This window comes from Pseudomonas baetica (assembly GCF_002813455.1).
Lineage (GTDB): Bacteria > Pseudomonadota > Gammaproteobacteria > Pseudomonadales > Pseudomonadaceae > Aquipseudomonas > Aquipseudomonas baetica.
On the sequence record NZ_PHHE01000001.1, the window covers coordinates 585,916 to 609,917 of the forward strand.

Consider the following 24,002-nt stretch of genomic DNA (forward strand, 5'->3'; position numbering starts at 1 on the left):
TATAATGCCGCGCGTCTTGCGCTTCGATCAAAAAACATAACAATTGTTTGACGCAGCTCTCTAGATTGCGCCGTCAATGCATCTATTCTGCATCTCTTTAACGGCCGCACCAGAGCCGACTTGAACCGTATAAGGCCCGTGATCCCTTGACCAGTCCTGTCCTGCAAACCGTTGCCCTCGCGTGTGAGCGAGACCTGCGACTGCTCTTCGAAAATCTCGAATTGAGACTGGCCAGTGGCGATATGGTGCAGATCAGCGGTCCCAACGGCAGCGGTAAAACCAGTTTGTTGCGGTTGTTGTCCGGTTTGATGCAGCCGACCAGCGGTCAAGTCCTGCTCAACGGTCAGCCCCTGACTGAACAGCCTGGCGAACTGGCGCGCAACCTCTTGTGGATCGGTCATGCTGCCGGAATCAAAGACCTGCTGACTCCGGAAGAAAACCTCTCCTGGCTGTGTGCCCTGCACCAACCGGCCGAGCGCGATGCCATCTGGCAAGCACTGGCAGCGGTAGGATTGCGCGGATTCGAAGATGTTCCCTGCCACACGCTTTCCGCCGGTCAGCAACGCCGCGTGGCGCTGGCGCGCCTGTATCTCGACAGCCCGCCGCTGTGGATTCTCGATGAGCCGTTCACCGCACTCGACAAGCAGGGCGTGGCGCAACTCGAGGAGCACCTGGCCGGGCACTGCGAGCGCGGTGGCCTCGTCGTCCTGACCACCCACCACACATTGGCGCGGATGCCGGCCGGTTATCGCGACATCGATCTGGGGAACTGGGCGGTATGAGTGTGTTCGGCCTGCTGGTTGCCCGTGAATCCCGATTGCTGTTTCGCCGCCCGGCGGAGCTGGCCAATCCACTGATTTTCTTTGCCATTGTCATCGCACTGTTCCCGCTGGCCGTCGGCCCGGAAACTCAAGTCTTGCAAAACCTGTCCCCGGGGTTAGTCTGGGTGGCCGCGCTGTTGTCGGTCCTGCTTTCGCTGGACGGGCTGTTTCGCAGTGACTTCGAAGACGGTTCCCTGGAACAGTGGGTCCTTTCGCCGCACCCGCTACCCCTTCTGGTTCTGGCCAAGGTGCTGGCACACTGGCTTTTTTCCGGACTGGCGCTGGTTTTGCTCTCGCCGTTGCTGGCGCTGATGCTCGGTTTGCCGGTCGCTTGTCTGCCGGTGCTGTTGTGTTCGTTGCTGCTGGGCACACCGGTGCTGAGCTTGCTCGGTGCAGTGGGCGCGGCGCTGACGGTCGGTTTGAAACGTGGCGGCCTGTTGCTGGCGCTGCTGATTCTGCCGTTGTACATCCCGGTGTTGATCCTTGGCAGTGGCGCCCTGCAAGCGGCGTTGCAAGGCATGCCGGCGACCGGGTATCTGCTGTGGCTGGGTAGCCTGACCGCCCTGGCGATCACCCTGACACCTTTTGCAATAGCGGCTGGCCTGAAGATCAGCGTCGGCGAATAATGAGGTCTGGTTAAAATTTAACCAGCAAAGACCCTGAGACCGCTCACACTGATGAGCGGCACCCGTGATGGAAACAGTATGAACTGGACCTGGTTTCACAAGCTCGGCTCGCCCAAGTGGTTCTACGGCATCAGCAGCAAGTTTTTGCCGTGGTTGAGCATCGCAGCGTTGCTGCTGATTGGTGTCGGCGTCGTTTGGGGCCTGGCCTTCGCGCCGCCGGACTATCAGCAAGGCAACAGCTTTCGCATCATCTATATCCACGTGCCTGCCGCGATGCTTGCTCAGTCGATCTACGTGATGCTGGCGGTGTGCGGCGTGGTCGGGTTGGTGTGGAAGATGAAACTGGCCGACGTCGCCCTGCAATGCGCCGCACCGATCGGCGCATGGATGACCGCCGTGGCGCTGGTCACCGGGGCGATCTGGGGCAAGCCGACCTGGGGCTCGTGGTGGGTCTGGGATGCGCGGTTGACCTCGATGCTGATTCTGCTGTTTCTGTATTTCGGTGTGATCGCGCTGGGCAACGCCATCAGCAACCGCGACAGCGCCGCCAAGGCCTGCGCCGTTCTGGCCATCGTTGGCGTGATCAACATCCCGATCATCAAATACTCGGTGGAGTGGTGGAACACCCTGCACCAGGGCGCGACCTTCACCCTCACCGAAAAACCGGCGATGCCGGCGGAAATGTGGCTGCCGCTGCTGCTGACCGTGTTGGGTTTCTACTGCTTCTTCGGCACCGTGCTGTTGCTGCGCATGCGCCTTGAAGTGCTCAAGCGCGAAGCTCGCGCCAGTTGGGTCAAAGAAGAAGTGCAGAACAGTCTGGAGGCCGCGCGATGAGTTTTGCTTCATTCGGCGACTTTCTCGCCATGGGCCATCATGGCCTGTATGTCTGGTCGGCCTACGGCATCTGTCTGGCTGTGCTGATCATTAACGTGGTGGAGCCGATCGCGGCCCGCAGGCGCTATTTGCAACAAGAGGCGCGTCGACTGCGCCGGGAGAACGGCAAGTGAATCCGCTGCGCAAGAAACGTCTGATCATCATTCTGGCCATTCTGGTCGGGGTCGGCGCTGCCGTCGGCCTGGCCTTGAGCGCCCTGCAGCAGAACATCAATCTGTTTTACACGCCGACCCAGATCGCCAACGGCGAAGCACCGCAGGACACGCGTATTCGCGCGGGTGGCATGGTCGAGAAGGGCTCGCTGCAACGTTCTCCGGATTCGCTGGACGTCAAATTCGTCGTCACCGACTTCAACAAAGCCGTGACCATCACCTATCGCGGGATCCTCCCGGATCTGTTCCGCGAAGGGCAGGGCATCGTCGCCTTGGGCAAAATCAATGCTGACGGCGTGGTGGTGGCTGATGAAGTGCTGGCCAAGCACGACGAGAAGTACATGCCGCCGGAAGTGACCAAGGCGTTGAAAGACAGCGGTCAATTCGCTCCGACCCCAGCGAAGGAGGGTTGATCGATGACGTCCGCAATTTTTATCCCTGAACTCGGCCATCTGGCGATGATTCTGGCGCTGTGTTTTGCGCTGGTGCAGGCCGTGGTGCCGTTGGTCGGTGCCTGGCGCGGTGATCGTTTCTGGATGAGTCTGGCCCAGCCGGCGGCGTGGGGGCAGTTTGCGTTTTTGCTGTTCGCGTTTGGCGCGTTGACCTACGCGTTCATGACCGACGACTTCTCCGTTGCCTATGTGGCGAACAACTCCAATACCGCGTTGCCGTGGTTCTACAAATTCAGCGCGGTGTGGGGCGCCCACGAAGGTTCGCTGCTGCTGTGGGCACTGATCCTCGGCGGCTGGACTTTCGCCGTGTCGGTGTTCTCCCGGCAATTGCCGCAAGTCATGCTGGCGCGGGTGCTGGCGGTAATGGGCATGATCAGCACCGGTTTCCTGCTGTTCCTGATCCTCACGTCCAACCCGTTCAAGCGCATCCTGCCGCAAATGCCCAGCAATGGCGCCGACCTGAACCCGTTGTTGCAAGACATCGGCCTGATCGTGCATCCGCCGATGTTGTACATGGGTTATGTCGGCTTTTCGGTGGCGTTCGCCTTCGCCATTGCGGCGTTGATGGGCGGGCGACTTGATGCCGCGTGGGCACGCTGGTCGCGTCCATGGACCATCGTTGCCTGGGCCTTTCTCGGCATCGGCATCACCCTCGGCTCGTGGTGGGCGTACTACGAACTCGGCTGGGGCGGCTGGTGGTTCTGGGACCCGGTGGAAAACGCCTCGTTCATGCCTTGGCTGGTCGGCACCGCGTTGATTCACTCGCTGGCGGTCACCGAGAAACGTGGCGTGTTCAAGAGCTGGACGGTGTTGCTGGCGATTGCTGCATTCTCGCTGAGCCTGCTCGGTACGTTCCTCGTGCGTTCCGGCGTGCTGACCTCGGTACACGCGTTCGCCTCCGACCCGGAACGTGGTGTATTCATCCTGATCTTCCTGCTGTTTGTCGTCGGTGGTTCGCTGACGTTGTTCGCCCTGCGCGCGCCCGTGGTCAAGAGCCAGGTCGGTTTCAACCTGTGGTCGCGGGAAACCCTGCTGCTGGGCAATAACCTCGTTCTGGTCGTCGCCGCGTCGATGATCCTGCTCGGCACGCTGTACCCGCTGATTCTTGATGCCATCAGCGGCGCCAAGCTGTCGGTCGGCCCGCCGTATTTCAACGCGCTGTTCATTCCGTTGATGGCGCTGTTGATGCTGGTGATGGCGGTCGGTGTGGTCGTGCGTTGGAAAGACACGCCGGTGAAATGGCTGGTTGGTATGCTCACGCCAGTGTTGCTCGGCAGTGTTGCGCTGGCAGTGGTGGCCGGTATCGCTTACGGTGATTTCAACTGGGCGGTGATCGCCACCTTCCTGCTCGCAGCGTGGGTGTTGCTCGCCGGGGTGCGTGACATCTTCGACAAGACCCGTCACAAGGGCCTGGTCAAAGGCCTGCCGACCCTGACCCGCAGCTACTGGGGCATGCAGATCGCCCACCTCGGCATCGCCGTCTGCGCGCTGGGCGTGGTGTTGTCGAGTCAGAACAGTGCTGAACGCGACTTGCGTCTGGCGCCGGGCGAGTCGATGGCCCTGGCCGGTTATCAATTTGTGTTCGAAGGCGCCAAGCACTTCGAAGGGCCGAACTTCACCTCCGACAAGGGCACCATTCGGGTGATCCGTGACGGCAAGGAAATCAGCGTGCTGCACCCGGAAAAACGTCTGTACACCGTGCAGAATTCGGTAATGACCGAAGCCGGGATCGACGCCGGTTTCACCCGTGACCTTTACGTTGCGCTCGGCGAGCCGCTGGAAAATGGCGCGTGGGCGGTGCGTGTACACGTCAAACCGTTCGTGCGCTGGATCTGGTTCGGCGGCCTGCTCACAGGTGCAGGCGGGCTGCTAGCGGCAATGGATCGACGTTATCGGGTCAAGGTGAAATCCAAAGTGCGTGAAGCGCTGGGCATGACGGGAGCGGCTGCATGAGACGTTGGTTGATGCTGGCGCCACTGGCGATTTTCCTGCTGGTGGCGGTATTCCTTTATCGCGGTCTGTACCTCGATCCGGCGGAGCTGCCGTCGGCGATGATCAACAAACCGTTCCCGGAGTTTTCGCTGCCGTCGGTGCAGGGCGACAAGACCCTGACCCGCGCTGACATTCTCGGCAAACCGGCGCTGGTCAATGTCTGGGGCACGTGGTGCATTTCCTGCCGGGTCGAACACCCGGTGTTGAATAAACTCGCCGAGCGCGGCGTGGTGATCTACGGCATCAACTACAAGGACACCAACGCCGATGCCTTGAAGTGGCTAGCCGAATTCCACAATCCGTATGCGCTGGACATCCGCGACGACGAGGGCTCGCTGGGCCTGAACCTCGGCGTGTATGGCGCGCCGGAAACCTTCTTCATCGACGCCAAGGGCATCATTCGCGACAAGTACGTGGGTGTGATCGATGAGCAAGTCTGGCGCGAGAAACTCGCGGCCAAGTATCAGGCGCTGGTCGATGAGGCCAAGCCATGAAGCGCTTTCTAGCCGCCGTGGTGTTGGGCTTGAGTCTGGTCGGTGTAGCCCACGCTGCCATCGACACCTACGAGTTCGCCAAAGAAGGTGACCGTGAGCGTTTTCGCGAGCTGACCAAGGAGCTGCGCTGCCCCAAGTGCCAGAATCAGGACATCGCCGATTCCAACGCACCGATTGCCGCTGACCTGCGCAAAGAGATTTTTCGCATGCTCGGCGAGGGCAAAGACAACCAGCAGATCATCGATTTCATGGTTGATCGCTACGGTGATTTCGTCCGCTACAAACCGGCACTCAACGCCAAGACGGCGTTGCTGTGGTTCGGCCCGGCGGGCTTGTTGCTCGGCGGTTTCGTGGTGATCGCGGTGATCGTCCGCCGCCGTCGCGGCCAGCGCGCCGAGACCCCGCAAGCGCTGTCCACCGAAGAGCGTCAGCGCCTCGACCAACTGTTGGATAAAAACCAAGAATGATTGATTTCTGGCTTGCCGCAGGGCTGTTGCTTCTGGTCGCCCTGAGTTTTCTGCTGATCCCTGTTCTGCGTGAACGCCGCGCCCAGCGTGAAGAGGATCGTACTGCCCTGAACGTCGCGCTGTATCAGGAGCGTGTTGCCGAGTTGCAGTCGCAACAGGCCGAGGGCGTGCTGGATGCCGCGCAGATGGACAGCGGTCGTGCCGAAGCCGCGCGTGAACTGCTCGCCGATACCGAAGGTGTGGCGGCGCCGCGCGTCTCGAAGCTGGGCAAACCGTTACCGCTGCTGGCGGCAGTGCTGGTGCCGGTCTTGGGCCTGGGCCTGTATCTGCACTTCGGCGCTGCCGACAAGGTCGAACTGACCCGCGAATTCGCCCAGGCACCGCAGTCGATGGAAGAGATGACCCAGCGTCTGGAGCGCGCCGTTGCCGCGCAGCCGGACTCCGCTGAAGGGCTGTACTTCCTCGGGCGCACCTACATGGCTCAGGAGCGTCCGGCAGACGCGGCGAAGATGTTCGAACGCGCCGCCAACCTCGCCGGCCGGCAGCCGGAACTGCTCGGCCAATGGGCGCAAGCGCAGTATTTTGCTGACGGCAAAAAGTGGTCGGACAAGATCCAGGCCCTGACCGATGAAGCGTTGAAGGCAGATCCGAAAGAAGTCACCAGCCTCGGTCTGCTCGGCATCGCCGCATTCGAAGGTGAGCGCTATCAGCAAGCCATCGATTACTGGAACCGCCTGTTGGCGCAATTGCCGCCGGACGACAAATCCCGCGAAGCGCTGCAAGGCGGGATCCAACGTGCGGCCGAACGTCTGCAAGCCAGTGGTGGCAAGGTCGCTCAGACCGCAGCGCCAAAAGCAGCCTTGTTGAAGGTCAGCGTCGATCTCGCCAGCGAACTCAAAGGCAAGGTGCAACCGGGTGACAGCGTGTTCATCTTCGCCCGCGCTACTTCCGGGCCTCCGGCGCCGCTGGCGGCCAAGCGTCTGACCGTGGCGGATCTGCCGGTAACGGTCGAACTGGGCGATGCCGACGCCATGATGCCGCAGTTGAAACTGTCGAACTTCCCTGAAGTCCAACTGGTTGCGCGCATCTCCCGGGCCGGTCAGCCGACCGCCGGGGAGTGGGTTGGTCGCAGCGGGCCTCTTGCCAGCAGCACCACCACGCTACAAAAACTGACCATCGACAGCCCGGACAAGTAACCGGGTAACACAGGAAAGCACCGCCATGCATACCCTCGCCCGAATCACGGTTCTCACATTGGCCCTGGGCTTGAGTGCATGTGCGGTGCAACGACCGGAATCGCACACCAACCTGCCGCCGATCCCGCCGTCGCAACCCAGCGCGACCCCGTCGACCTCACCGACACCAGGCAAAAGCATTCCGGCCAAACCGGCAAAACCGGTCCCGCGCACTTCGGCAAGCTTCGCTCCGCCACCGGGTGGCAATAGCCATTGGGATCAGAAACTCGGTGTTTACGTGCTCGACGACCAGTCCAACACCTTCTACCGCCAACGCACCTACTTCCGCTGGAACAATGGCTGGAGCCGCTCGATCAGCCCCAACGGCCCGTGGGAAGACACCGACATCCACGGCGTGCCGCCGGGATTGGGCAAGCGATTCGGTCAGTAAATGAAAACGGCGATCTTCGGATCGCCGTTTTGATAATGGGTGCTGCTGAAAACATTAAAGCCTGTAGACCCGAGGCTGAATGGATATCGGCCGTGGGCTAAAATTTCATGCGTTTTTTTCGGCAGATAATTCAGAGCTTTGATTTGCATACTTCGCCAACGGGTCATGGTGATGGTTATCAAGGTGGGCAGTTCGCCAATCTGGTCTGGTGGAGATACCCAAGGACCTGAGTAGAGCCAAAGCCTGATTCCTGATAGGCCAGCGATTTTTTATTCCGAATGGTCGGGATATCAAAACAACGCTGGTGACTTCAGACCTTCCAGGTGCCCCCATGGTGAAAGAAGATGTGCAAGATCCTTACTCCTTCCGTGAGCAGTCAAGATTCACGCTGAAGGAACTGATGGATGCGTTGCTACGGCGATACCAATGCCCCGAGCATAAATTGCTCGATTTTGACCAGCACTCCACAATCGCAATCGAGCTTGATGGCGTCTCGGATGTTTTCATCACCGTGGACGACGATCGCTTATGGGTCTGGAGTGTGCTCGCCGACCTGCGTCTGCCTATGCTCGTGGCCAACGCGGCCGAGGTGTTTTCCTTGTTGAGCAAGCCTGTATTCGGTTTCGAAACAGGGCAACTGGCGCTGAGTGAAGGGGCCGAGGGTTACGAGTTGAAGGGACTGGTCGATTTGCGCAGCCTGGAACACGAACCAGGATTTTCCCTGGTCATCGAGCAGTTCCATCGCCGGCTTGAGGTGCTGTGCACCCTCATCAAGGAGTTTCCACATGCCGATACATAATATTCCCGGCGTCAGTGTTGCCTTCTCTGTACAGGCAGCGCAAACCGATCCGCAGCCTGCCGCCACCCCCGCAGGAATGTCTATCAGGTCGGTCACCAACCCTCTTCATGCTCCGGCGCAGCCTGCTGCCCATGCTCCAGCGGCCGTGGCCCAGCGCGAGTTCATCGCGAAAAACGCCTTTGCCAGTGACGCTGACTTCGAACGTCATATGGTCACTCAGTTGCAACGCTTTACCGCCGGAGAAAAGCTGCCCGAGCGCGAGCTGAATCAGCTGAACGCATGGCGATCGAATGCCAACTATCTGTCCAAAGCAATTGCCCAGGAAATGCAACTGTCCAGAGAGATCCGTGAAGGGGCTCCCCATGGAAAAGAAGCCAGGCACGTGCAGAAGTTGTCGGCGCCGCTGGAAAGCATTCTTGATCATAGTGTCGGGAAAAGTGTCTTCACCCGTGATGTGGACTTTCGCGAAATGCAGGGCCTGCTCAAGTCCGAGCGTTTTCTATCGGTCAATGAGCGCCAGTTGAACGGGATAGGGCGAATCAGAAAAATGGCCGACTTCAACCGTGGCGGGGCCATGGGCACCTATACACGGGTGGTGTCAGACAAACGTATCGACCAGGCCAAGACCGCAGCGGCCTACCAGCAACTGCCTCCGTTAGGGATCGGTTCCATTGGCAATTCAGGCATAACCATTACCCTCGATGGCAAGACAGCCCTGAGCAATATCAGCCATCCCCTGGAGCTTTGGCATAACGACCGGGATTCCGCGGGGCGTATTCTCGGTCGGGTCGCGCAGGCACCCAGTGAGCGAGAGGGCGCCAAGGTCGGCAGGAGCGGCGAAAGGTATCTCGGTCAGCGCAATCCCTTGTATTACAAGCGTGACGACCTGGAGCGCCTGTATCCATTGAAGGCTCTGAACCCCGACCGGTTGGCGCGGATTGCCAGCGAGAGCCATACGCACTTGAAGGACATCCTCGAGACGCCCGGAGCCCATACGGACCACAACGAGCAAGTGTGGCTGACTCCGCCCAGCCTGGCCGCGGTCAAGGCGATCTTTATCCAGAAGCAACTGGACAGGCCGCCAGCGCTGATCGCGAAAACGCCGGACGAACTCATCCGCGAAAACGAGCGCCACCAAAGCAAGATCCAACAACTGAAGGAACGCAGCGTCCTGCTCGAACAGCAATACCGCGCGGGCAGCCTGACCCATCCCGAGATGGTCGCGGGCAAGGCGCCTCTGATGAGCCAGTCAAGAAAACTCGAAGAAACACCTTATCCCTACAAAATCGTCGATCAGAGCGCGCGACTGCCCAAGGAAGTACGCGTGCCTTCTTTCTGGAAAGACGGGAATGTTCCCGCAGGCTATGAAGGCCTGCGCGACAGGCTGGGTATGGAGGGCGTGGCGCTGGCTGATCTGATTACCCATGTCAGCCCGAATACCAAGCGCGCCGATTTGCCGGCCATGGCGGACGAGGTGTTACAGCGCGGGAAAGAGCCGAAACAACCTTGAACCTTTCAGGTCATGGATGGCCAGGAACTACAGTCAGGGACGATGGCGCGCGACGCTAAAAGTTGGCGACATCAGCGGCTCGCCTCTAGCAAATTCTGCACATACTCAACAAACACCCGTGCCTTGGCACTCGCCATCCGGCCTGTCGGAAACACCGCCCACAGGTCCTGGTCCGGCAGCGTCCAGTCCTGCATTACCGGCACGACTGCGCCGCTGGCCAGTTCCGGGGCGAACATCCATTGCGAGGCAATCGTCAGGCCCTGATCGGCCAGGACGGAGGCGCGCAAACCCTCGGCGGCGCTGACACGGATGCGGCCGCTGAGGGTTTGCGTGTGTTGCGCTGTGCCTTGAGTGAAAGTCCAGGTGGCGCCGCCGCTCAGGTTGTAGACGATGCCTTGATGCAGTTCCAGTTCGGCAGGGCAGGTGGGTACGCCGTGACGGGCGAAATACGCCGGCGAGCCGAGCACTACACGGCGGCAGTCGGCGATCTTGCGCGCGGTCAGGCTCGAGTCGCTGAGCGGGCCCATACGCAAAGCGACGTCGATGCCTTCCTCGACGAGGTTGATGTTGCGGTCGTCGAGAAGCAGGTCGATGTTCAGTTGTGGATGCTGGTCGAGGAAGGGACCCAGTTGCGGCACGATGTGCAGGCGGCCGAAGGTCACGGCGGCGCTGATACGCAGGTTGCCGCTCAAACCACTGGCGCTGCCACGGGCGGCGTTGTCCGCTTCGTTGGTTTCTTCGATGGCGCGCTTGGCCCGCTCGAAGAATGCCAGCCCGGCTTCGGTCGGGGTCAGGCCGCGGGTCGAGCGCAACAACAGACTTACGGCCAGGCGCTTTTCCAGTTGAGCGATGGTCTTCGACACGGCGGGCTGGCCGATTTCCAAACGCCGGGCGGCGGCGGAAAACGAGCCGGTTTCCACGACGTAGACGAAGGTCTCCATGGCGGCGAGGCGGTCCATCTCATGTCCTTGCACAATCTTGAGGCTGTTGAATAACCCTGTAGGAGTGAGCCTGCTCGCGATAGCGGTGATTCAGCAACATCAATGTGTCTGATACACCGTATTCGCGAGCAGGCTCACTCCTGCAGGGGGAATGTGTTGTTGATCAGAACGCAGCTTTGCCGACGGACGCACCACCATCGACAAACAGTGTCTGCCCGGTGATGAAACCGCTTTGTTCGGACAACAGAAACGCAATCGCCGAAGCGATCTCTTCCGGATGTCCCAAACGCCCCATCGGCACTCCGGCCAGCGCCCGCCCAATGCCCTTGCTGGCACCGGTGATGAGGAAAGTACGTCGGGTCATGGCAACTCCTTGGAAGGTCTGTCGGACGGTCGTGAGTGTAATCTGACCGAAGCGTGTGGAGCGGATCTTTGCTGAACATAAACACTGGAGCTGCGGCACGCTGCGATCTTTTGATCTTTAAAAAACACAATCAAAAGATCGCAGCGTGCCGCAGCTCCTACAGAGGGATCGCCGTATCGAATTGACGCTGTTAGCGCGAGGATGAAGTTAAGCCGTCGCCAGCGAACGTCCCTGCGATGCACTCAAAAACCGCAACAACGCCAACAACGGAAACGCACTGCCAACAATCACGATCCACAACCAGCCGCCATACTCATATACCGCGCTGGCCACCGACGAGCCAAAGGCGCCGCCGATGAAGATGCTGGTCATGTACAGCGCGTTCAGGCGACCGCGGCTTTTGGCGTCCAGCGAGTACACCGCACGCTGGCCGAGGACCATGTTCATCTGCACGCAGAAGTCGAGCACCACGCCGGTTACCGCCAGGCCGATCACGCTGTAGGCCGGGTGGATGAAGGCGGGCAGGAAGCTCAGGCTGGCGAACAGCATGGCCAACAGCGAGGCGAGGCGGGTGTGGCCAGCGTCGGCCAGGCGTCCGGCGATGGGGGCGGCGATGGCACCGATGGCGCCGACCAGGGCGAAAATCGCGATCTCGCTTTGCGACAGGCCATGGTTACGTGCCAGCTCCAGCGGCACCGCGGTCCAGAACAGACTGAACGTGGCGAACATGCAACCCTGGTAAAACGCACGCTGACGCAGCACTGGTTGTTGGCGCAGCAGTGTCCACAGCGACCCGAGCAGTTGCCCGTACGTGGCGCTGTGATCCGGTTGGCGCTTGGGCACAGTCAGCGCCAGCACCACACTGATCGCCGCCATCAATGCTGCCGCGATCATGAACATCGCCCGCCAACCGAAATGGTCGGCGACCACGCTCGACACCGGCCGCGCCAGCAGGATACCCAACAGCAAGCCGCCCATGATCCCGCCGACCACGCGACCACGAGATTCTTCCGGCGCCAGATGCGCGGCCAGCGGAATCAGAATCTGCACCGACACCGAACTGAAACCCACCAGTAGCGAGATCAGCAGAAACAGGTTGGGCTGATCGGTAAACGCCGCCGCCAACAGGCTGGCAATCGCCACCACCGTGGTGATGATCATCAGCCGACGGTTTTCCAGCAGATCACCCAACGGCACCAGGAAGAACAGGCCCAGCGCATAACCGATCTGCGTCAGCGAGACGATGAAGCTGGCCATGGTGTCGGTGAGGCCGATTTCCGGCGCGATCAGGCCGATGATCGGCTGCGCGTAGTAGATGTTGGCAACGATGGCGCCGCAGCAGAAGGCGAACAGCAGCACCATGCCTCGGGTCATCGTGTGAGTGGTGGTGGTCATAAGGTTTCTCGATCCAGCGAAAGGGAATGCGATGAGGCTAAGGGTTAATCCGCAAGGGCAGAAGGCGCCGGCGATTGATATCAGTTATTCCGTTGCGGAATGGCTGGGTGCTAGCGGCGTGTCATCCATCGGCGGACCTTGCGTCCGACCGTTGCGGGTCGATGATACATTCACTTACATCCTGTTCGATAGCGTGCTTATGTCTGCATTGGCTTGTTCAACATTGATGACCGGAGGATTGCAATGTTTCGTCAGAGGCTTCACCACATAGCAACGATTGTCCTGATCAGTCTGCTGGGCGCGATGAGCGTGCAGGCTGCTGATGCCCCCGGCATGCGCCTCGGCGTGCGCGGCGAGATCGCCGGGGTCAGTGCCGACTCACTGAAAGTCCACGTCAACAGCGGTGAAAACGTGCTGATTCAGTTGACCAGTGACACCAAGGTCCGCGCCGTCACCCTGGCCAATATCGAAGACATCAAACCCGGCAGTTACATTGGCGCGGCGGCCATGCCGCAGGAGGACGGCACACTCAAGGCGCTGGAGGTGCATGTGTTTCCGCCGGAGCTGGCGGGCAGCGGTGACGGGCATCGACCGTTCGACCTGGCCAAGGGCAGCAGCATGACCAATGGCAGTGTCGGCGACCTGGTAGTGAGCAATGGTCGGGTGCTGACGGTGAACTACAAGGGCGGCCAGCAGAAGATCCTTGTAGTGGTCTAATGAAACCGGACACCCATTTAGGCGAGAATGCTCGCCAGATAGAGGTGTCTGATGACCAAACAACGTCGTTCTTTTTCCGCTGAATTCAAACGCGAGGCCGCAGGCCTCGTGCTCGATCAAGGCTATAGCCATATCGAAGCCAGCCGCTCGCTTGGTGTGGTTGAGTCCGCGTTGCGCCGCTGGGTTAATCAGCTTCAGCAGGAGCGCACTGGCGTTACTCCGCAGAGTAAAGCGCTGACGCCAGAGCAACAGAAAATCCAGGAATTGGAAGCTCGAATCGCTCGACTTGAGCGGGAGAAATCCATTTTAAAAAAGGCTACCGCGCTCTTGATGTCGGAAGAGCACGAGCGCACGCGCTGATTGATCAACTGAGCCCCCAAGAGCCGGTTGATTGGCTTTGCGCAGTCTTTGACGTCACTCGTTCGTGTTACTACGCCCATCGTCTCAGGCGCCGAACTCCAGACGTTGAGCGGCTTCGGTTGCGCAGCCGGGTTAACGAACTGTTTACGCAAAGTCGAAGCGCCGCCGGTAGCCGCAGCATCGTGTCGATGATGCAGGAAGACGGCGAGCAAATTGGGCGGTTCAAGGTGCGAGGCCTGATGCGGGAACTGGAGTTGGTCAGTAAACAACCTGGATCACATGCCTACAAACAAGCGACGGTTGAGCGGCCTGACATTCCGAACATATTGAATCGAGAGTTTGATGTGCCGGCGCCGAATCAGGTCTGGTGTGGCGACATCACCTACATCTGGGCTCAAGGGAAATGGCATTACCTGGCTGTCGTTATGGATCTTTACGCGCGCCGAGTGGTGGGCTGGGCGCTGTCGAACAAGCCGGATGCGGATCTGGTCATCAAGGCGTTGGACATGGCTTACGAACAGCGTGGCAGGCCTCAAGGGCTTCTGTTTCACTCGGATCAGGGCTCGCAATATGGCAGTCGCCAGTTTCGCCAACGGCTCTGGCGTTACCGCATGCGCCAAAGCATGAGCCGTCGTGGAAACTGCTGGGATAACGCGCCGATGGAGCGTGTGTTTCGCAGCTTGAAAACTGAATGGATACCGACCGTGGGCTACATGACAGCTCAAGAAGCGCACCGCGACATCAGTCATTACCTGATGCATCGGTACAACTGGATTAGACCGCACCAATTCAACAACGGACTGGCCCCAGCTCAGGCCGAGAAAAAACTTAACGTCGTGTCCGGGATTAGTTGACCACTACACCTGGTGCCGGAGGACGTGCCGATCGTCAACCTGACGCCGGGCGATAGAAGCTTGCTGAAGGTCGGGGTGAAGATCGTTACGTTCGTCACGCAAGGGGCGGATGGCACGCTGACGGCGCAATCGATTTCTGCAGGCAAGGATGGGGTGACGCCACCGATGTAACCGCCTGAACACCTATCACTGTGGGAGCGAGCCTGCTCGCGAAAGCGGTCTGGCATTCAATGATGTGCTGGCTGATCTGACGCTTTCGCGAGCAGGCTCGTTCCCACAGGGGGCGGTGTTAGATGTCAATATGCGCACAAAAAAGGCGACCTCAGTGGGTAATGCCGATCAGTTAAGCCCTTTTGCTTGACCTTTGGCCGCAAGAAATCAAAATCCGATGCCTGAATAGGCATCGGATTTTTTTATGCGTCTGGCTCGGGCACTGGAACTCACCCACAACTTCGTCTCGACTCCCAACTCCCTCGAAGGGTTGGACTCGTTGCTTGATCCATCTCTGGTCGAACAGGCATTGGAGCAGGCCGGTGTAGCCACTTTGCGCAGGCGACGCTTACCTTTGGAAATGATGCTTTGGTGCGTCATCTCCATGGCGTTTTTTCGACGCATGTCGGCGTGGGATGTGGTCAGTCGCATGAACATCATGCTGCCTGGGCAACGTCCGCTGGTCGCGCCCAGCGCCGTAGTCCAAGCCCGTCAGCGGCTGGGCAGCGAGGCCGTACGACAAGTCTTCGATCTGACTCAGAAAAGCTGGCATGAAGCGGCCAGTCATCCGACCTGGGCCGGGTTGCGCTTGCTGGGTGTCGACGGCGTCGTCTGGCGTACGCCCGATACACCGGAAAACCGTGCGCGTTACGACTCCGCCAGCAACCAGCATGGCGATACTGGTTTTCCTCAGGTGCGCATGGTTTGCCAAATGGAATTGACCAGTCACTTACTGATTGGCAGCGCGTTTGACGGCTATCGCAGCAACGAGATGAAACTGGCGGAGCAACTGATCGAAACCACCCCCGATCACTCGCTGACGCTGTTCGATCGCGGCTTTTATTCCTTGGGGTTGCTGCATCAATGGCAGCAAGCAGGCATCGAGCGACATTGGTTGATGCCGCTGAAAAAAGGCTCGCAGTACGAAGTGCTTCAGCGTTTGGGGCGCCACGATGCTGTGGTCTCGTTGAGTACTTCGCCGCAGGCCCGCAAGCAATGGCCTGGATTGCCGGAGCGCCTGACTGCGCGGCTTCTGAGCAAAACCGTCAAGGGCAAGGTTTGTCAGATACTGACGTCGATGGCCGACTCATTACGCTTCCCGTCCGACGAAATCGTCGATCTCTACAGCCAGCGATGGGAGATCGAGTTAGGGTTTAGAGAAATGAAGCAGACCCTGCTGAACAGCAGCTATACGCTGCGCAGCAAGACGCCCGAAATGATTGAGCAGGAACTGTGGGGCGTGTTGTTGGGCTACAACCTGTTGCGTTATCAGATGGTGGAGATGAGCCGCCATTGTCCAGGCATCCATCCATGCGAACTGAGCTTCACCGCGTGCACTTGGGCGATCTTGGGGTTTATCAACGGCGTTTCTGCGGATCGTTCGGGGAACATCCCCAAATATCTCGCAGAGTTGCATGCCTCAGCCCCGCATTATGTCCTGCCACATCGACGCGAGGAGCGCATTTATCCTCGGGCAATCAGGCTCAAATCGCCGAAGTATCCGATCAAAAACAAAAATGCCAGTCAGCTTAACTGACTGGCATTAACCTCAGTGGGTCGCCTTTTTCATTTCAGCTCAAGCCTTACTGGCCCGTGTAAATCTGATCAAACACCCCACCATCATTGAAGTGGGTCTTCTGCACGGTGCGCCAGTCACCAAAGGTCTTCTCCACCGACAGGAAGTCGACTTTCGGGAAACGGTCGGTGTACTTCGCCAGCACCGCCGGATCACGTGGGCGCAGGTAGTTCGCCGCAGCAATCTCCTGACCTTGCGGTGACCACAGGTACTTCAGGTACTCATCCGCCGCTGCGCGCGAACCTTTCTTGTCGACGACTTTGTCGACCACCGACACCGGCGGCTCAGCCTCAGCAGAAACGCTCGGGTAGATCACTTCGAACTGATCACGACCAAATTCGCGGGCGATCATTTCCGCTTCGTTCTCGAAGGTCACCAGCACGTCGCCAATCTGGTTGGTCATGAACGTGGTGGTCGCGGCGCGGCCGCCGGTATCCAGCACCGGTGCTTGCTTGAACAGTTTGCCGACAAAGTCCTTGGCCTTGTTTTCGTCGCCACCGTTCTTCAGCACATAACCCCAGGCCGAGAGGTAGGTGTAGCGGCCGTTGCCCGAGGTTTTCGGGTTCGGCACGATCACCTGCACGCCATCCTTGAGCAGATCCGGCCAGTCTTTCAGGGCTTTCGGGTTGCCCTTGCGGACGATGAACACAGTGGCCGAGGTGAAGGGCGCGCTGTTGTTCGGCAGGCGCGTGACCCAGTTGTCCGGAACCAGTTTGCCGTTGTCGGCCAGAGCGTTGATGTCGGTCGCCATGTTCATGGTGATGACGTCAGCCGGCAGGCCATCGATCACCGAGCGCGCTTGCTTGCTCGAACCGCCGAAGGACATCTGTACGGTGATGTTTTCGTTGTGTTCGGCTTGCCAGTGTTTCTGGAACGCGGCGTTGTAGTCCTTGTAGAAATCGCGCATCACGTCGTAGGAAACGTTCAGCAAGGTCGGTGCGGCTTGAGCCACGCTACCGAAGGCGAGACCGGCGGCGAGAAGTGAGGCGCCAAAGAGTTTTTTCACTGCGCATTCCTTGTTCTATCTGTGTAGGAGCAGGGGGTGATGTTCAATTGCCACTGACTATAACGGGGCTCGCATAGTCGCTTAAAGATTAAAAAGCTCTGTGCTTATTCGATTTTCTTGAACAGCTGATTGCCGCAACGCGAGCAGAACGCAGCGCCGTGTTCGTGGCTGTTTTTCTTGCACACCGGGCAGTCGTGTTGCAGTTGTTCGCCGCGCATGGCGTTGGCCAGTTCGGCGGTGAAAATCCCGGTGGGTACAGCGATGATCGAGTAACCGGTGATCATCACCAGCGACGAAATCACCTGACCCAGCGGTGTCTTTGGCACGATGTCGCCGAAACCCACGGTGGTCAACGTGACGATAGCCCAATAGATGCCTTTGGGAATGCTGGTGAAGCCGTGCTCCGGGCCTTCAATCACGTACATCAGGGTGCCGAACACCGTCACCAGGGTGCAGACGCTGACCAGAAACACAACGATCTTCTGCTTGCTGCCGCGCAGCGCCGACATCAGATAGTTGGCTTGTTTGAGATACGGACTGAGCTTGAGTACGCGGAAAATCCGCAGCATCCGGATAATCCGGATGATCAGCAGGTACTGCGCATCGCTGTAATACAGCGCGAGGATGCCGGGCACGATCGCCAGCAAATCCACCAGCCCATAAAAACTGAAGGCGTAGCGCAGCGGCTTCGGTGAGCAATACAGACGCAGGATGTACTCACCGAGAAAGATGATCGTGAAGCCCCACTCGATGTAAGCCAGCACATCAGCATAGTTCTGGTGGATGCTGTCGATACTGTCGAGCATCACGATCACCAGACTGGCGAGGATGATCAACAGCAAGATGCCGTCGAAGCGCCGCCCGGCGAGGGTGTCGCTCTGGAAAATCATGACGTAAAGCCGCTCACGCCAGTTGTTGCTGCTGTCCATGGAAAACGCCTGAATCAAAGATCAGCGCAGCCTAGGTTGATTCTCCCCATGAGCGCAAGGCGTGCTGTCGACGTTGGCCTTGCCAAGCATCTGGATACCGGCGCGGATCAGCCAGCAGGCGAGGATGAACGGCGCGGTCAGCGTGGCCAGGCCGATGGCGGCGAACAGCGGTGTGACCAGCAGCGCCACAACAATGCCGAGCAACGGCAACCACGGTTGTTGACGCTGCGCGCTGAAGGCGAGGGCGGCGAGTACCGCGTTGTAACTGCCGAGGCCGAACAGTGCGGCGCTGGTTTCGTGGTGCAGCAGGCTCGAACCGAGACCAATCGCCGAGGCCAGCAGCGCCCAGCTAAAAGCCCGCCGATCAGCGATCAGCAAACCAGCGGCGATCAGTGCGCCGGCCAGCGGATGACCGAGGAACATCACCTGACCCAAACCGCGCAGTTCAGCGGCGAACAGGTTCAGCGTATTCATCTCGATGTGCGCCATTGGCGCCGAAGGCTCGGCGAACAGCAGCAGGATCCAGCTCATGGCCACGAACGGCGAGGTGTAGGCCGGTATGGCTCGGCTGCGGTAAACATGTTTGAGCCATTGCTGCGTGACCATCGCACTGAGGCCGCCGGCGGCGAGAATCAGCGGCGGCAGCAATGGCGACCAGGGGAAATACAGGCTCAGCAACAAACCAAGCAACACGCCGTTGTAGCTGAACAACCCGGCCTGACGATCAGCCTTGGCATAGTTGCGCCGTTGCGCGGTGAGTAATCCGGCGACGGCGCCGAGCAGCGCACCGGAGAACAGCACTGGCGCTGTCAGCAGGATCGCCAGCAGACACAGCAGGCCGCACAGCGGATGGCGCTGGAGGAATATTTGACTGAAACCGTTGAGCAAAGCCTCGGCCCAGTCGGGGCAGTGGGTGTTGAAAGAGTTGGCAGACATGGCAGTTCTGAAGGTCAGTGAAACCGAGTCGCCTGCTTCGCCAGCAGGCTGGCTCCCACATTGAATCTTTGTTCAGTCATTGAGTTTGTGATGCACACAAATCAACTGTGGGAGCGGGCTTGCTCGCGAAGAGGCCAGTTGTAGCGCTCAAGCATTTTGATTGAAGGAATAACCGCTATTCCCACAGGTGCTTTTTGAGCATGTTTAGATCAATGTTTCGATACGCAGCGAGTTGGTCGACCCCAGCTGCCCGAACGGCACACCGGCGGTGATCAACAGCGTGTCACCGCGCTCGGCCATACCTTGTGCCTGGGCAATTTCCAGTGCGGTCGAACACACCTCGTCGACCTGCCGCAAACGATCGTTGACCACCGAATGAATCCCCCAGGCCACGCTCAAACGGCGCGCGGTCTGCAGGTTCGGCGTCAGGTTGAGGATCGGTGCTTTCGGCCGTTCCCGCGCCGCACGCAAACTCGAGGTGCCCGACTCGCTGTAGTTGACCAGCACCGCCACCGGCAGCACGTTGCTGATGCGACGGATCGCGCAACTGATCGCATCGGAAACCGTCGCTTCGGCTTTTGGTCGGCTGACGTCGAGTTGCGTCTGGTAGTCCGGGCCGTTTTCCACCTGGAGGATGATCTTGCTCATCATCTGCACGGCTTCCAGCGGGTATTCGCCCGACGCGGTTTCTGCCGAGAGCATGACCGCATCGGCGCCTTCGGCCACAGCGTTGGCAACGTCGGTCACCTCAGCGCGGGTCGGGGCAGGGGAGAAGCGCATCGATTCCAGCATCTGCGTTGCCACCACCACCGGTTTACCGAGTTCGCGGCATGTGGTGATGATGTTTTTCTGAATCTGCGGCACGCTCTCGGCGGGCACTTCGACGCCCAGATCACCGCGGGCCACCATGATCGCGTCGCTCAGTTCGGCGATTTCGCGCAGTTGCTCGACTGCCGACGGCTTCTCGATTTTCGCCATCAGAAAGGCTTTGTCGCCGATCAGTTCGCGCGCTTCGAGAATGTCTTGCGGACGCTGCACAAACGACAGCGCCACCCAATCCACGCCCAGCTCCAGACCGAAGCTCAGGTCGCGACGATCCTTGGCGGTCAGTGGGCTCAGGTCGAGCACTGCTTGCGGCACGTTCACACCTTTACGGTCGGACAGTTCGCCGCCGTTGAGCACGGTGGTGTCGATCGCGTCGGAGTACTTGGTCACTACGCGCAGACGCAGTTTGCCGTCGTCGAGCAGCAGATCCATGCCGGCTTCCAGCGCCGCGATGATCTCCGGATGCGGCAGGTTCACCCGGCGTTCATCGCCCGGTGTGACGTCCAGATCAAGCCGGAATGCCTGACCGCGATGCAATTGCACCTTGCCGTCGGCGAACTTGCCGACGCGCAGTTTCGGCCCTTGCAGGTCCATCAGAATGCCCAGCGGATAGTTGAGCTGGCGCTCGACCTCGCGGATCCACTGATAGCGCTTGGCGTGGTCGGCGTGATCGCCGTGGCTGAAGTTGAGGCGGAAGATATTCACCCCGGCCTCGACCAGTTCACGGATGTCGTCGATGCCATCGACCGCAGGCCCGAGGGTGGCGAGGATTTTGACCTTTTTATCAGGCGTCATGATTTGCAGTTCTCAAGGATCAGGATGGCGCGGAAGTCGTTGACGTTGGTGCGGGTCGGCTCGGTGACGATCAGCGCATCGAGCGCCGCGAAATAGCCGTAGCCGTTGTTGTTATCCAGTTCGTCGCTGGCGCTTAAGCCCAGAGCGGCGGCGCGGGCGTAGCTGTCCGGGGTCATGATCGCGCCGGCGTTGTCTTCCGAGCCGTCGATGCCGTCGGTGTCACCGGCCAGGGCGTAGACGCCGGGCTGGCCCTTGAGGCTGTCGGTCAGGCTGAGGAGGAATTCGGCGTTGCGTCCGCCACGGCCATTGCCGCGCACGGTCACCGTGGTTTCGCCGCCGGAGAGGATCACGCACGGCGCAGCCAGTGGCTGGCCATGGTTGATGATCTGCCGGGCGATACCGGCGTGGACTTTTGCCACCTCGCGGGATTCACCTTCCAGGTCGCCGAGGATCAGCGTGCTGAAACCGGCCTGACGGCATTTCACCGCAGCGGCGTCCAGCGATTGCTGCGGACGGGCGATCAACTGGAAGTGACTGCGGGCCAGGCTCGGATCACCGGGTTTGACGGTTTCCGACTCGGGGCTTTGTAGCCAGTTGCGTACCGAGGCCGGGATCTCGATGCCGTAGCGCTTGATGATCGCCAGCGCTTCGGTGGAGGTGCTTGGGTCGGCCACGGTCGGGCCGGAAGCGATGACCGTAGCGAGGTCGCCCGGTACATCGGAAATCGCATAGGTATAAACAGTCGCCGGCCAGCAGGCCTTGCCGAGACGGCCGCCCTTGATCGCCGAGAGGTGCTTGCGCACACAGTTCATCTCACCGATGGTCGCGCCGGATTTGAGCAGGGCTTTGTTGATCGACTGTTTGTCGGCGAGGGTGATGCCGTCGGCCGGCAGCGCCAACAGGGCAGAGCCGCCACCGGAGAGCAGGAAGATCACGCGGTCGTCTTCAGTCAGGTTGCTGACCAGCTCCAGCACGCGTTTGGCCACGGCCAGACCGGCAGCGTCCGGGACTGGATGCGCGGCTTCGACCACTTCGATTTTTTCGCACGGGGCGCCGTGACCGTAACGGGTCACGACCAGGCCTGTGACTTCACCTTCCCAGCAGCGCTCGACCACTTGCGCCATGGCGGCGGCGGCTTTGCCGGCGCCGATGACGATCACGCGGCCGGTGCGGTCGGCGGGCAGATGAGCTTCGAGGACTTGGTTCGGATGGGCCGCGTCGATGGCTGTGGCAAACAGCTCGCGCAGCAGTTGTTGCGGATCGACCGACATGGCGGGCTCCCGGAATTCTTGTTATTCGAAAGGGCAACTCAGATCCCTTGTGGGAGCGAGCCTGCTCGCGAAGGCGGTGTGTCAGCCAACATGGATGTTGAATGTGCAACCGCTTTCGCGAGCAGGCTCGCTCCCACAGGGTTTTGTGCAGGGCTTATTTTTTGTCGCGAATCGAGAAGTTGGCCATGTGTTCCAGACCCTTGATCAGCGCCGAGTGGTCCCAGTTGCTGCCACCGATGGCCGCGCAGGTGCTGAACACTTGCTGGGCGTTGGCGGTGTTTGGCAGGTTGATGTTCAGCTCCTTGGCGCCTTGCAGGGCCAGGTTCAGGTCCTTCTGGTGCAGGCTGATACGGAAGCCCGGATCGAAGGTGCCTTTGATCATGCGCTCGCCGTGTACTTCGAGGATCTTCGAGGAGGCGAAACCACCCATCAGCGCTTCACGCACCTTGGCTGGATCCGCACCGTTTTTCGAAGCGAACAGCAAAGCTTCAGCGACGGCCTGAATGTTCAGGGCAACGATGATCTGGTTTGCCACTTTCGCGGTCTGACCGTCGCCATTGCCGCCGACCAGCGTGATGTTCTTGCCCATGGCCTGGAACAGCGGCAGCGCGCGTTCGAAGGCATCGGCGTCGCCACCGACCATGATGCTCAGCGTTGCGGCTTTGGCGCCGACTTCACCGCCGGATACCGGTGCGTCGAGGTACTGCGCGCCTTTTTCGTTGATCTTGGCGGCGAACGCCTTGGTGGCGGTCGGCGAGATCGAGCTCATGTCGATGACGACTTTGCCTTTGCCGATACCGGCAGCCACGCCGTCGGCGCGGAACAGCACGTCATCGACCTGCGGGGTATCCGGGACCATGACGATGATGAACTCGGCTTCCTGCGCCACTTCGCGCGGGTTCGCCAACGCGACGGCGCCAGCGGCCACCAGGTCGGCAGGCGCGGCGTCGTGGTGCGCCGACAGGAACAGGCTGTGACCGGCTTTCTGCAGGTTCGCCGCCATTGGGTGGCCCATGATGCCGGTGCCGATAAATCCGATTTTAGCCATGAGAAAATCCTCTTGTTTTTGTCTTGCTCAAGCAAATAGGAGAGCTGCTTTTATGTGGGAGCGAGCCTGCTCGCGCATGCGGTATGCCAGGCGCCACTGATGGTGAATGTGCCGGCCTCTTCGCGAGCAAGCCCGCTCCCACAGGTTTTGCGTTGTTCTTAAATTGCGTTATGGGTTTTCAGCCAGCCCAGACCTGCTTCGGTGGTGGTCAGCGGCTTGTATTCACAGCCGACCCAACCCTGATAACCAATGCGGTCGAGGTGTTCGAACAGGAAGCGGTAGTTGATTTCACCGGTGCCTGGTTCGTTGCGCCCCGGGTTGTCCGCGAGCTGCACATGGTTGATCTCGCCCAGGTGCGATTGCAGGGTACGGGCCAGATCGCCTTCCATGATTTGCATGTGATAGATGTCGTATTGCAGGAACAGATTGGCGCTGCCGACCTGCTCGCGAATCGACAGGGCTTGCGCCGTGTTATTCAGGTAGAAGCCCGGAATGTCGCGGGTGTTGATCGCTTCCATCACCAGTTTGATGCCGACGGCTTGCAGCTTGTCGGCGGCGTACTTGAGGTTGGCGACGAAGGTTTTTTCCACGGTGGCATCGTCCACGCCTTGCGGACGGATACCGGCCAGGCAGTTGATCTGGGTGTTGCCCAGCACTTGTGCGTAGGCAATGGCCAGATCGACCCCGGCGCGGAACTCTTCAACCCGATCCGGCAGGCAGGCGATACCGCGCTCGCCCTTGGCCCAGTCACCGGCCGGCAGGTTGAACAGCACTTGGGTCAGACCGTTGGCGTCGAGCCTGGCCTTGATTTCGGCAGAGTTGAAGTCGTACGGGAACAGGTATTCCACACCACTGAAACCGGCCTTGGCGGCGGCGTCGAAACGGGCAAGGAAATCCTGTTCGGTGAACAGCATGGACAGGTTGGCTGCGAAACGCGGCATG

24 protein-coding genes and 2 pseudogenes are annotated in these 24,002 nt (G+C 59.9%); 16 read left to right on the forward strand and 10 right to left on the reverse strand.

The genetic code is table 11. The features are described from left to right. Positions 1–146: 146 nt before the first annotated feature. The 12 genes from ccmA to ATI02_RS02685 all read left to right on the forward strand — a co-directional run bounded on the left by ccmA (position 147) and on the right by ATI02_RS02685 (position 9,833). Positions 147–782, forward strand: coding sequence for a cytochrome c biogenesis heme-transporting ATPase CcmA (gene ccmA, locus ATI02_RS02630; RefSeq protein WP_095190686.1), 636 nt, complete (start codon positions 147–149; stop codon positions 780–782). Beyond that, entirely contained in the window at positions 779–1,447 is a 669-nt protein-coding gene (gene ccmB, locus ATI02_RS02635; protein ID WP_095190685.1) for a heme exporter protein CcmB, read from the forward strand. Before ccmA ends, ccmB begins: the two co-directional genes overlap by 4 nt. Before the next feature lie 78 nt (positions 1,448–1,525). Further along, a complete protein-coding gene (locus ATI02_RS02640; protein ID WP_095190684.1) occupies positions 1,526–2,281 on the forward strand; it encodes a heme ABC transporter permease in 756 nt (251 codons plus the stop codon). After that, positions 2,278–2,454 (forward strand): heme exporter protein CcmD, encoded by a 177-nt coding sequence (gene ccmD, locus ATI02_RS02645; protein ID WP_095190683.1) that lies wholly within the window; start codon positions 2,278–2,280, stop codon positions 2,452–2,454. The genes ATI02_RS02640 and ccmD overlap by 4 nt, the downstream gene beginning before the upstream one ends. Next, positions 2,451–2,906 (forward strand): cytochrome c maturation protein CcmE, encoded by a 456-nt coding sequence (gene ccmE, locus ATI02_RS02650; RefSeq protein WP_100845355.1) that lies wholly within the window; start codon positions 2,451–2,453, stop codon positions 2,904–2,906. The genes ccmD and ccmE overlap by 4 nt, the downstream gene beginning before the upstream one ends. Positions 2,907–2,909: 3 nt before the next feature. Next, entirely contained in the window at positions 2,910–4,898 is a 1,989-nt protein-coding gene (locus ATI02_RS02655; protein WP_100845356.1) for a heme lyase CcmF/NrfE family subunit, read from the forward strand. After that, positions 4,895–5,431 carry a DsbE family thiol:disulfide interchange protein gene (locus ATI02_RS02660; RefSeq protein ID WP_095190680.1) on the forward strand — a complete coding sequence of 179 codons (537 nt, stop codon included), beginning with the start codon at positions 4,895–4,897 and terminating at the stop codon, positions 5,429–5,431. The genes ATI02_RS02655 and ATI02_RS02660 overlap by 4 nt, the downstream gene beginning before the upstream one ends. Continuing rightward, positions 5,428–5,898, forward strand: coding sequence for a cytochrome c-type biogenesis protein (locus tag ATI02_RS02665; protein ID WP_100845357.1), 471 nt, complete (start codon positions 5,428–5,430; stop codon positions 5,896–5,898). Before ATI02_RS02660 ends, ATI02_RS02665 begins: the two co-directional genes overlap by 4 nt. Further along, the gene (ccmI, locus tag ATI02_RS02670; protein WP_100845358.1) at positions 5,895–7,094 is read left to right on the forward strand and encodes a c-type cytochrome biogenesis protein CcmI; all 1,200 of its coding nucleotides are present in this window, start codon (positions 5,895–5,897) and stop codon (positions 7,092–7,094) included. The genes ATI02_RS02665 and ccmI overlap by 4 nt, the downstream gene beginning before the upstream one ends. Positions 7,095–7,119: 25 nt before the next feature. Then, on the forward strand, positions 7,120–7,524 hold the full coding sequence (locus ATI02_RS02675) for a hypothetical protein (protein ID WP_095190677.1): 405 nt from the start codon (positions 7,120–7,122) through the stop codon (positions 7,522–7,524). Positions 7,525–7,855: 331 nt separating this feature from the next. Further along, complete coding sequence (locus ATI02_RS02680) at positions 7,856–8,323, forward strand: InvB/SpaK family type III secretion system chaperone (RefSeq protein ID WP_095190676.1); 468 nt, start codon at positions 7,856–7,858, stop codon at positions 8,321–8,323. Then, positions 8,310–9,833, forward strand: a complete 1,524-nt coding sequence (locus tag ATI02_RS02685) for a hypothetical protein (protein ID WP_100845359.1) — start codon at positions 8,310–8,312, stop codon at positions 9,831–9,833. The genes ATI02_RS02680 and ATI02_RS02685 overlap by 14 nt, the downstream gene beginning before the upstream one ends. Positions 9,834–9,904: 71 nt before the next feature. Here ATI02_RS02685 and ATI02_RS02690 read toward each other — a convergent pair whose 3' ends face one another. The 3 genes from ATI02_RS02690 to ATI02_RS02700 all read right to left on the reverse strand — a co-directional run bounded on the left by ATI02_RS02690 (position 9,905) and on the right by ATI02_RS02700 (position 12,533). Further along, the gene (locus tag ATI02_RS02690) at positions 9,905–10,792 is read right to left on the reverse strand and encodes a LysR family transcriptional regulator (RefSeq protein WP_095190674.1); all 888 of its coding nucleotides are present in this window, start codon (positions 10,790–10,792) and stop codon (positions 9,905–9,907) included. A 145-nt stretch (positions 10,793–10,937) separates the two neighbouring features. Further along, a complete protein-coding gene (locus tag ATI02_RS02695) occupies positions 10,938–11,138 on the reverse strand; it encodes an SDR family oxidoreductase (RefSeq protein ID WP_256587053.1) in 201 nt (66 codons plus the stop codon). A 207-nt stretch (positions 11,139–11,345) separates the two neighbouring features. Continuing rightward, positions 11,346–12,533 carry an MFS transporter gene (locus tag ATI02_RS02700; RefSeq protein WP_100845360.1) on the reverse strand — a complete coding sequence of 396 codons (1,188 nt, stop codon included), beginning with the start codon at positions 12,531–12,533 and terminating at the stop codon, positions 11,346–11,348. A 243-nt stretch (positions 12,534–12,776) separates the two neighbouring features. On the opposite strand from ATI02_RS02700, the pseudogene ATI02_RS02705 reads away from it, so the two are divergent. The 4 genes and pseudogenes from ATI02_RS02705 to ATI02_RS02715 all read left to right on the forward strand — a co-directional run. Continuing rightward, positions 12,777–13,241, forward strand: a pseudogene (locus ATI02_RS02705) (hypothetical protein); the annotation flags it as partial. 60 nt (positions 13,242–13,301) lie between these two features. Continuing rightward, a protein-coding gene (locus ATI02_RS02710; protein ID WP_095191983.1) for an IS3 family transposase occupies positions 13,302–14,464 on the forward strand; the annotation gives its coding sequence in 2 pieces (ribosomal slippage) (positions 13,302–13,557 and positions 13,557–14,464; 1,164 coding nt in all). Between the two features lie 9 nt (positions 14,465–14,473). Beyond that, positions 14,474–14,635, forward strand: a pseudogene (locus tag ATI02_RS31910) (hypothetical protein); the annotation flags it as partial. Between the two features lie 244 nt (positions 14,636–14,879). After that, entirely contained in the window at positions 14,880–16,211 is a 1,332-nt protein-coding gene (locus ATI02_RS02715; RefSeq protein WP_100845361.1) for an IS4 family transposase, read from the forward strand. A 46-nt stretch (positions 16,212–16,257) separates the two neighbouring features. On the opposite strand, the gene ATI02_RS02720 is transcribed toward ATI02_RS02715, so the two are convergent. The 7 genes from ATI02_RS02720 to hyi form a co-directional block, all read right to left on the reverse strand. Next, on the reverse strand, positions 16,258–17,256 hold the full coding sequence (locus ATI02_RS02720; RefSeq protein ID WP_095190671.1) for a sulfate ABC transporter substrate-binding protein: 999 nt from the start codon (positions 17,254–17,256) through the stop codon (positions 16,258–16,260). A 104-nt stretch (positions 17,257–17,360) separates the two neighbouring features. Continuing rightward, a complete protein-coding gene (locus ATI02_RS02725) occupies positions 17,361–18,185 on the reverse strand; it encodes an ion transporter (RefSeq protein ID WP_100845362.1) in 825 nt (274 codons plus the stop codon). Between the two features lie 21 nt (positions 18,186–18,206). Next, the gene (locus ATI02_RS02730; protein ID WP_100845363.1) at positions 18,207–19,121 is read right to left on the reverse strand and encodes an urea transporter; all 915 of its coding nucleotides are present in this window, start codon (positions 19,119–19,121) and stop codon (positions 18,207–18,209) included. Positions 19,122–19,325: 204 nt separating this feature from the next. After that, on the reverse strand, positions 19,326–20,741 hold the full coding sequence (gene pyk / locus ATI02_RS02735; RefSeq protein WP_100845364.1) for a pyruvate kinase: 1,416 nt from the start codon (positions 20,739–20,741) through the stop codon (positions 19,326–19,328). Then, positions 20,738–22,012: a glycerate kinase type-2 family protein gene (locus ATI02_RS02740; RefSeq protein WP_100845365.1), complete on the reverse strand. Its 1,275-nt coding sequence runs from the start codon at positions 22,010–22,012 to the stop codon at positions 20,738–20,740. Before ATI02_RS02740 ends, pyk begins: the two co-directional genes overlap by 4 nt. A gap of 154 nt (positions 22,013–22,166) precedes the next feature. Next, positions 22,167–23,060, reverse strand: a complete 894-nt coding sequence (locus ATI02_RS02750; RefSeq protein WP_064594449.1) for a 2-hydroxy-3-oxopropionate reductase — start codon at positions 23,058–23,060, stop codon at positions 22,167–22,169. Between the two features lie 158 nt (positions 23,061–23,218). After that, positions 23,219–24,001 (reverse strand): hydroxypyruvate isomerase, encoded by a 783-nt coding sequence (hyi, locus tag ATI02_RS02755; protein WP_100845366.1) that lies wholly within the window; start codon positions 23,999–24,001, stop codon positions 23,219–23,221. Position 24,002: the final 1 nt, after the last annotated feature.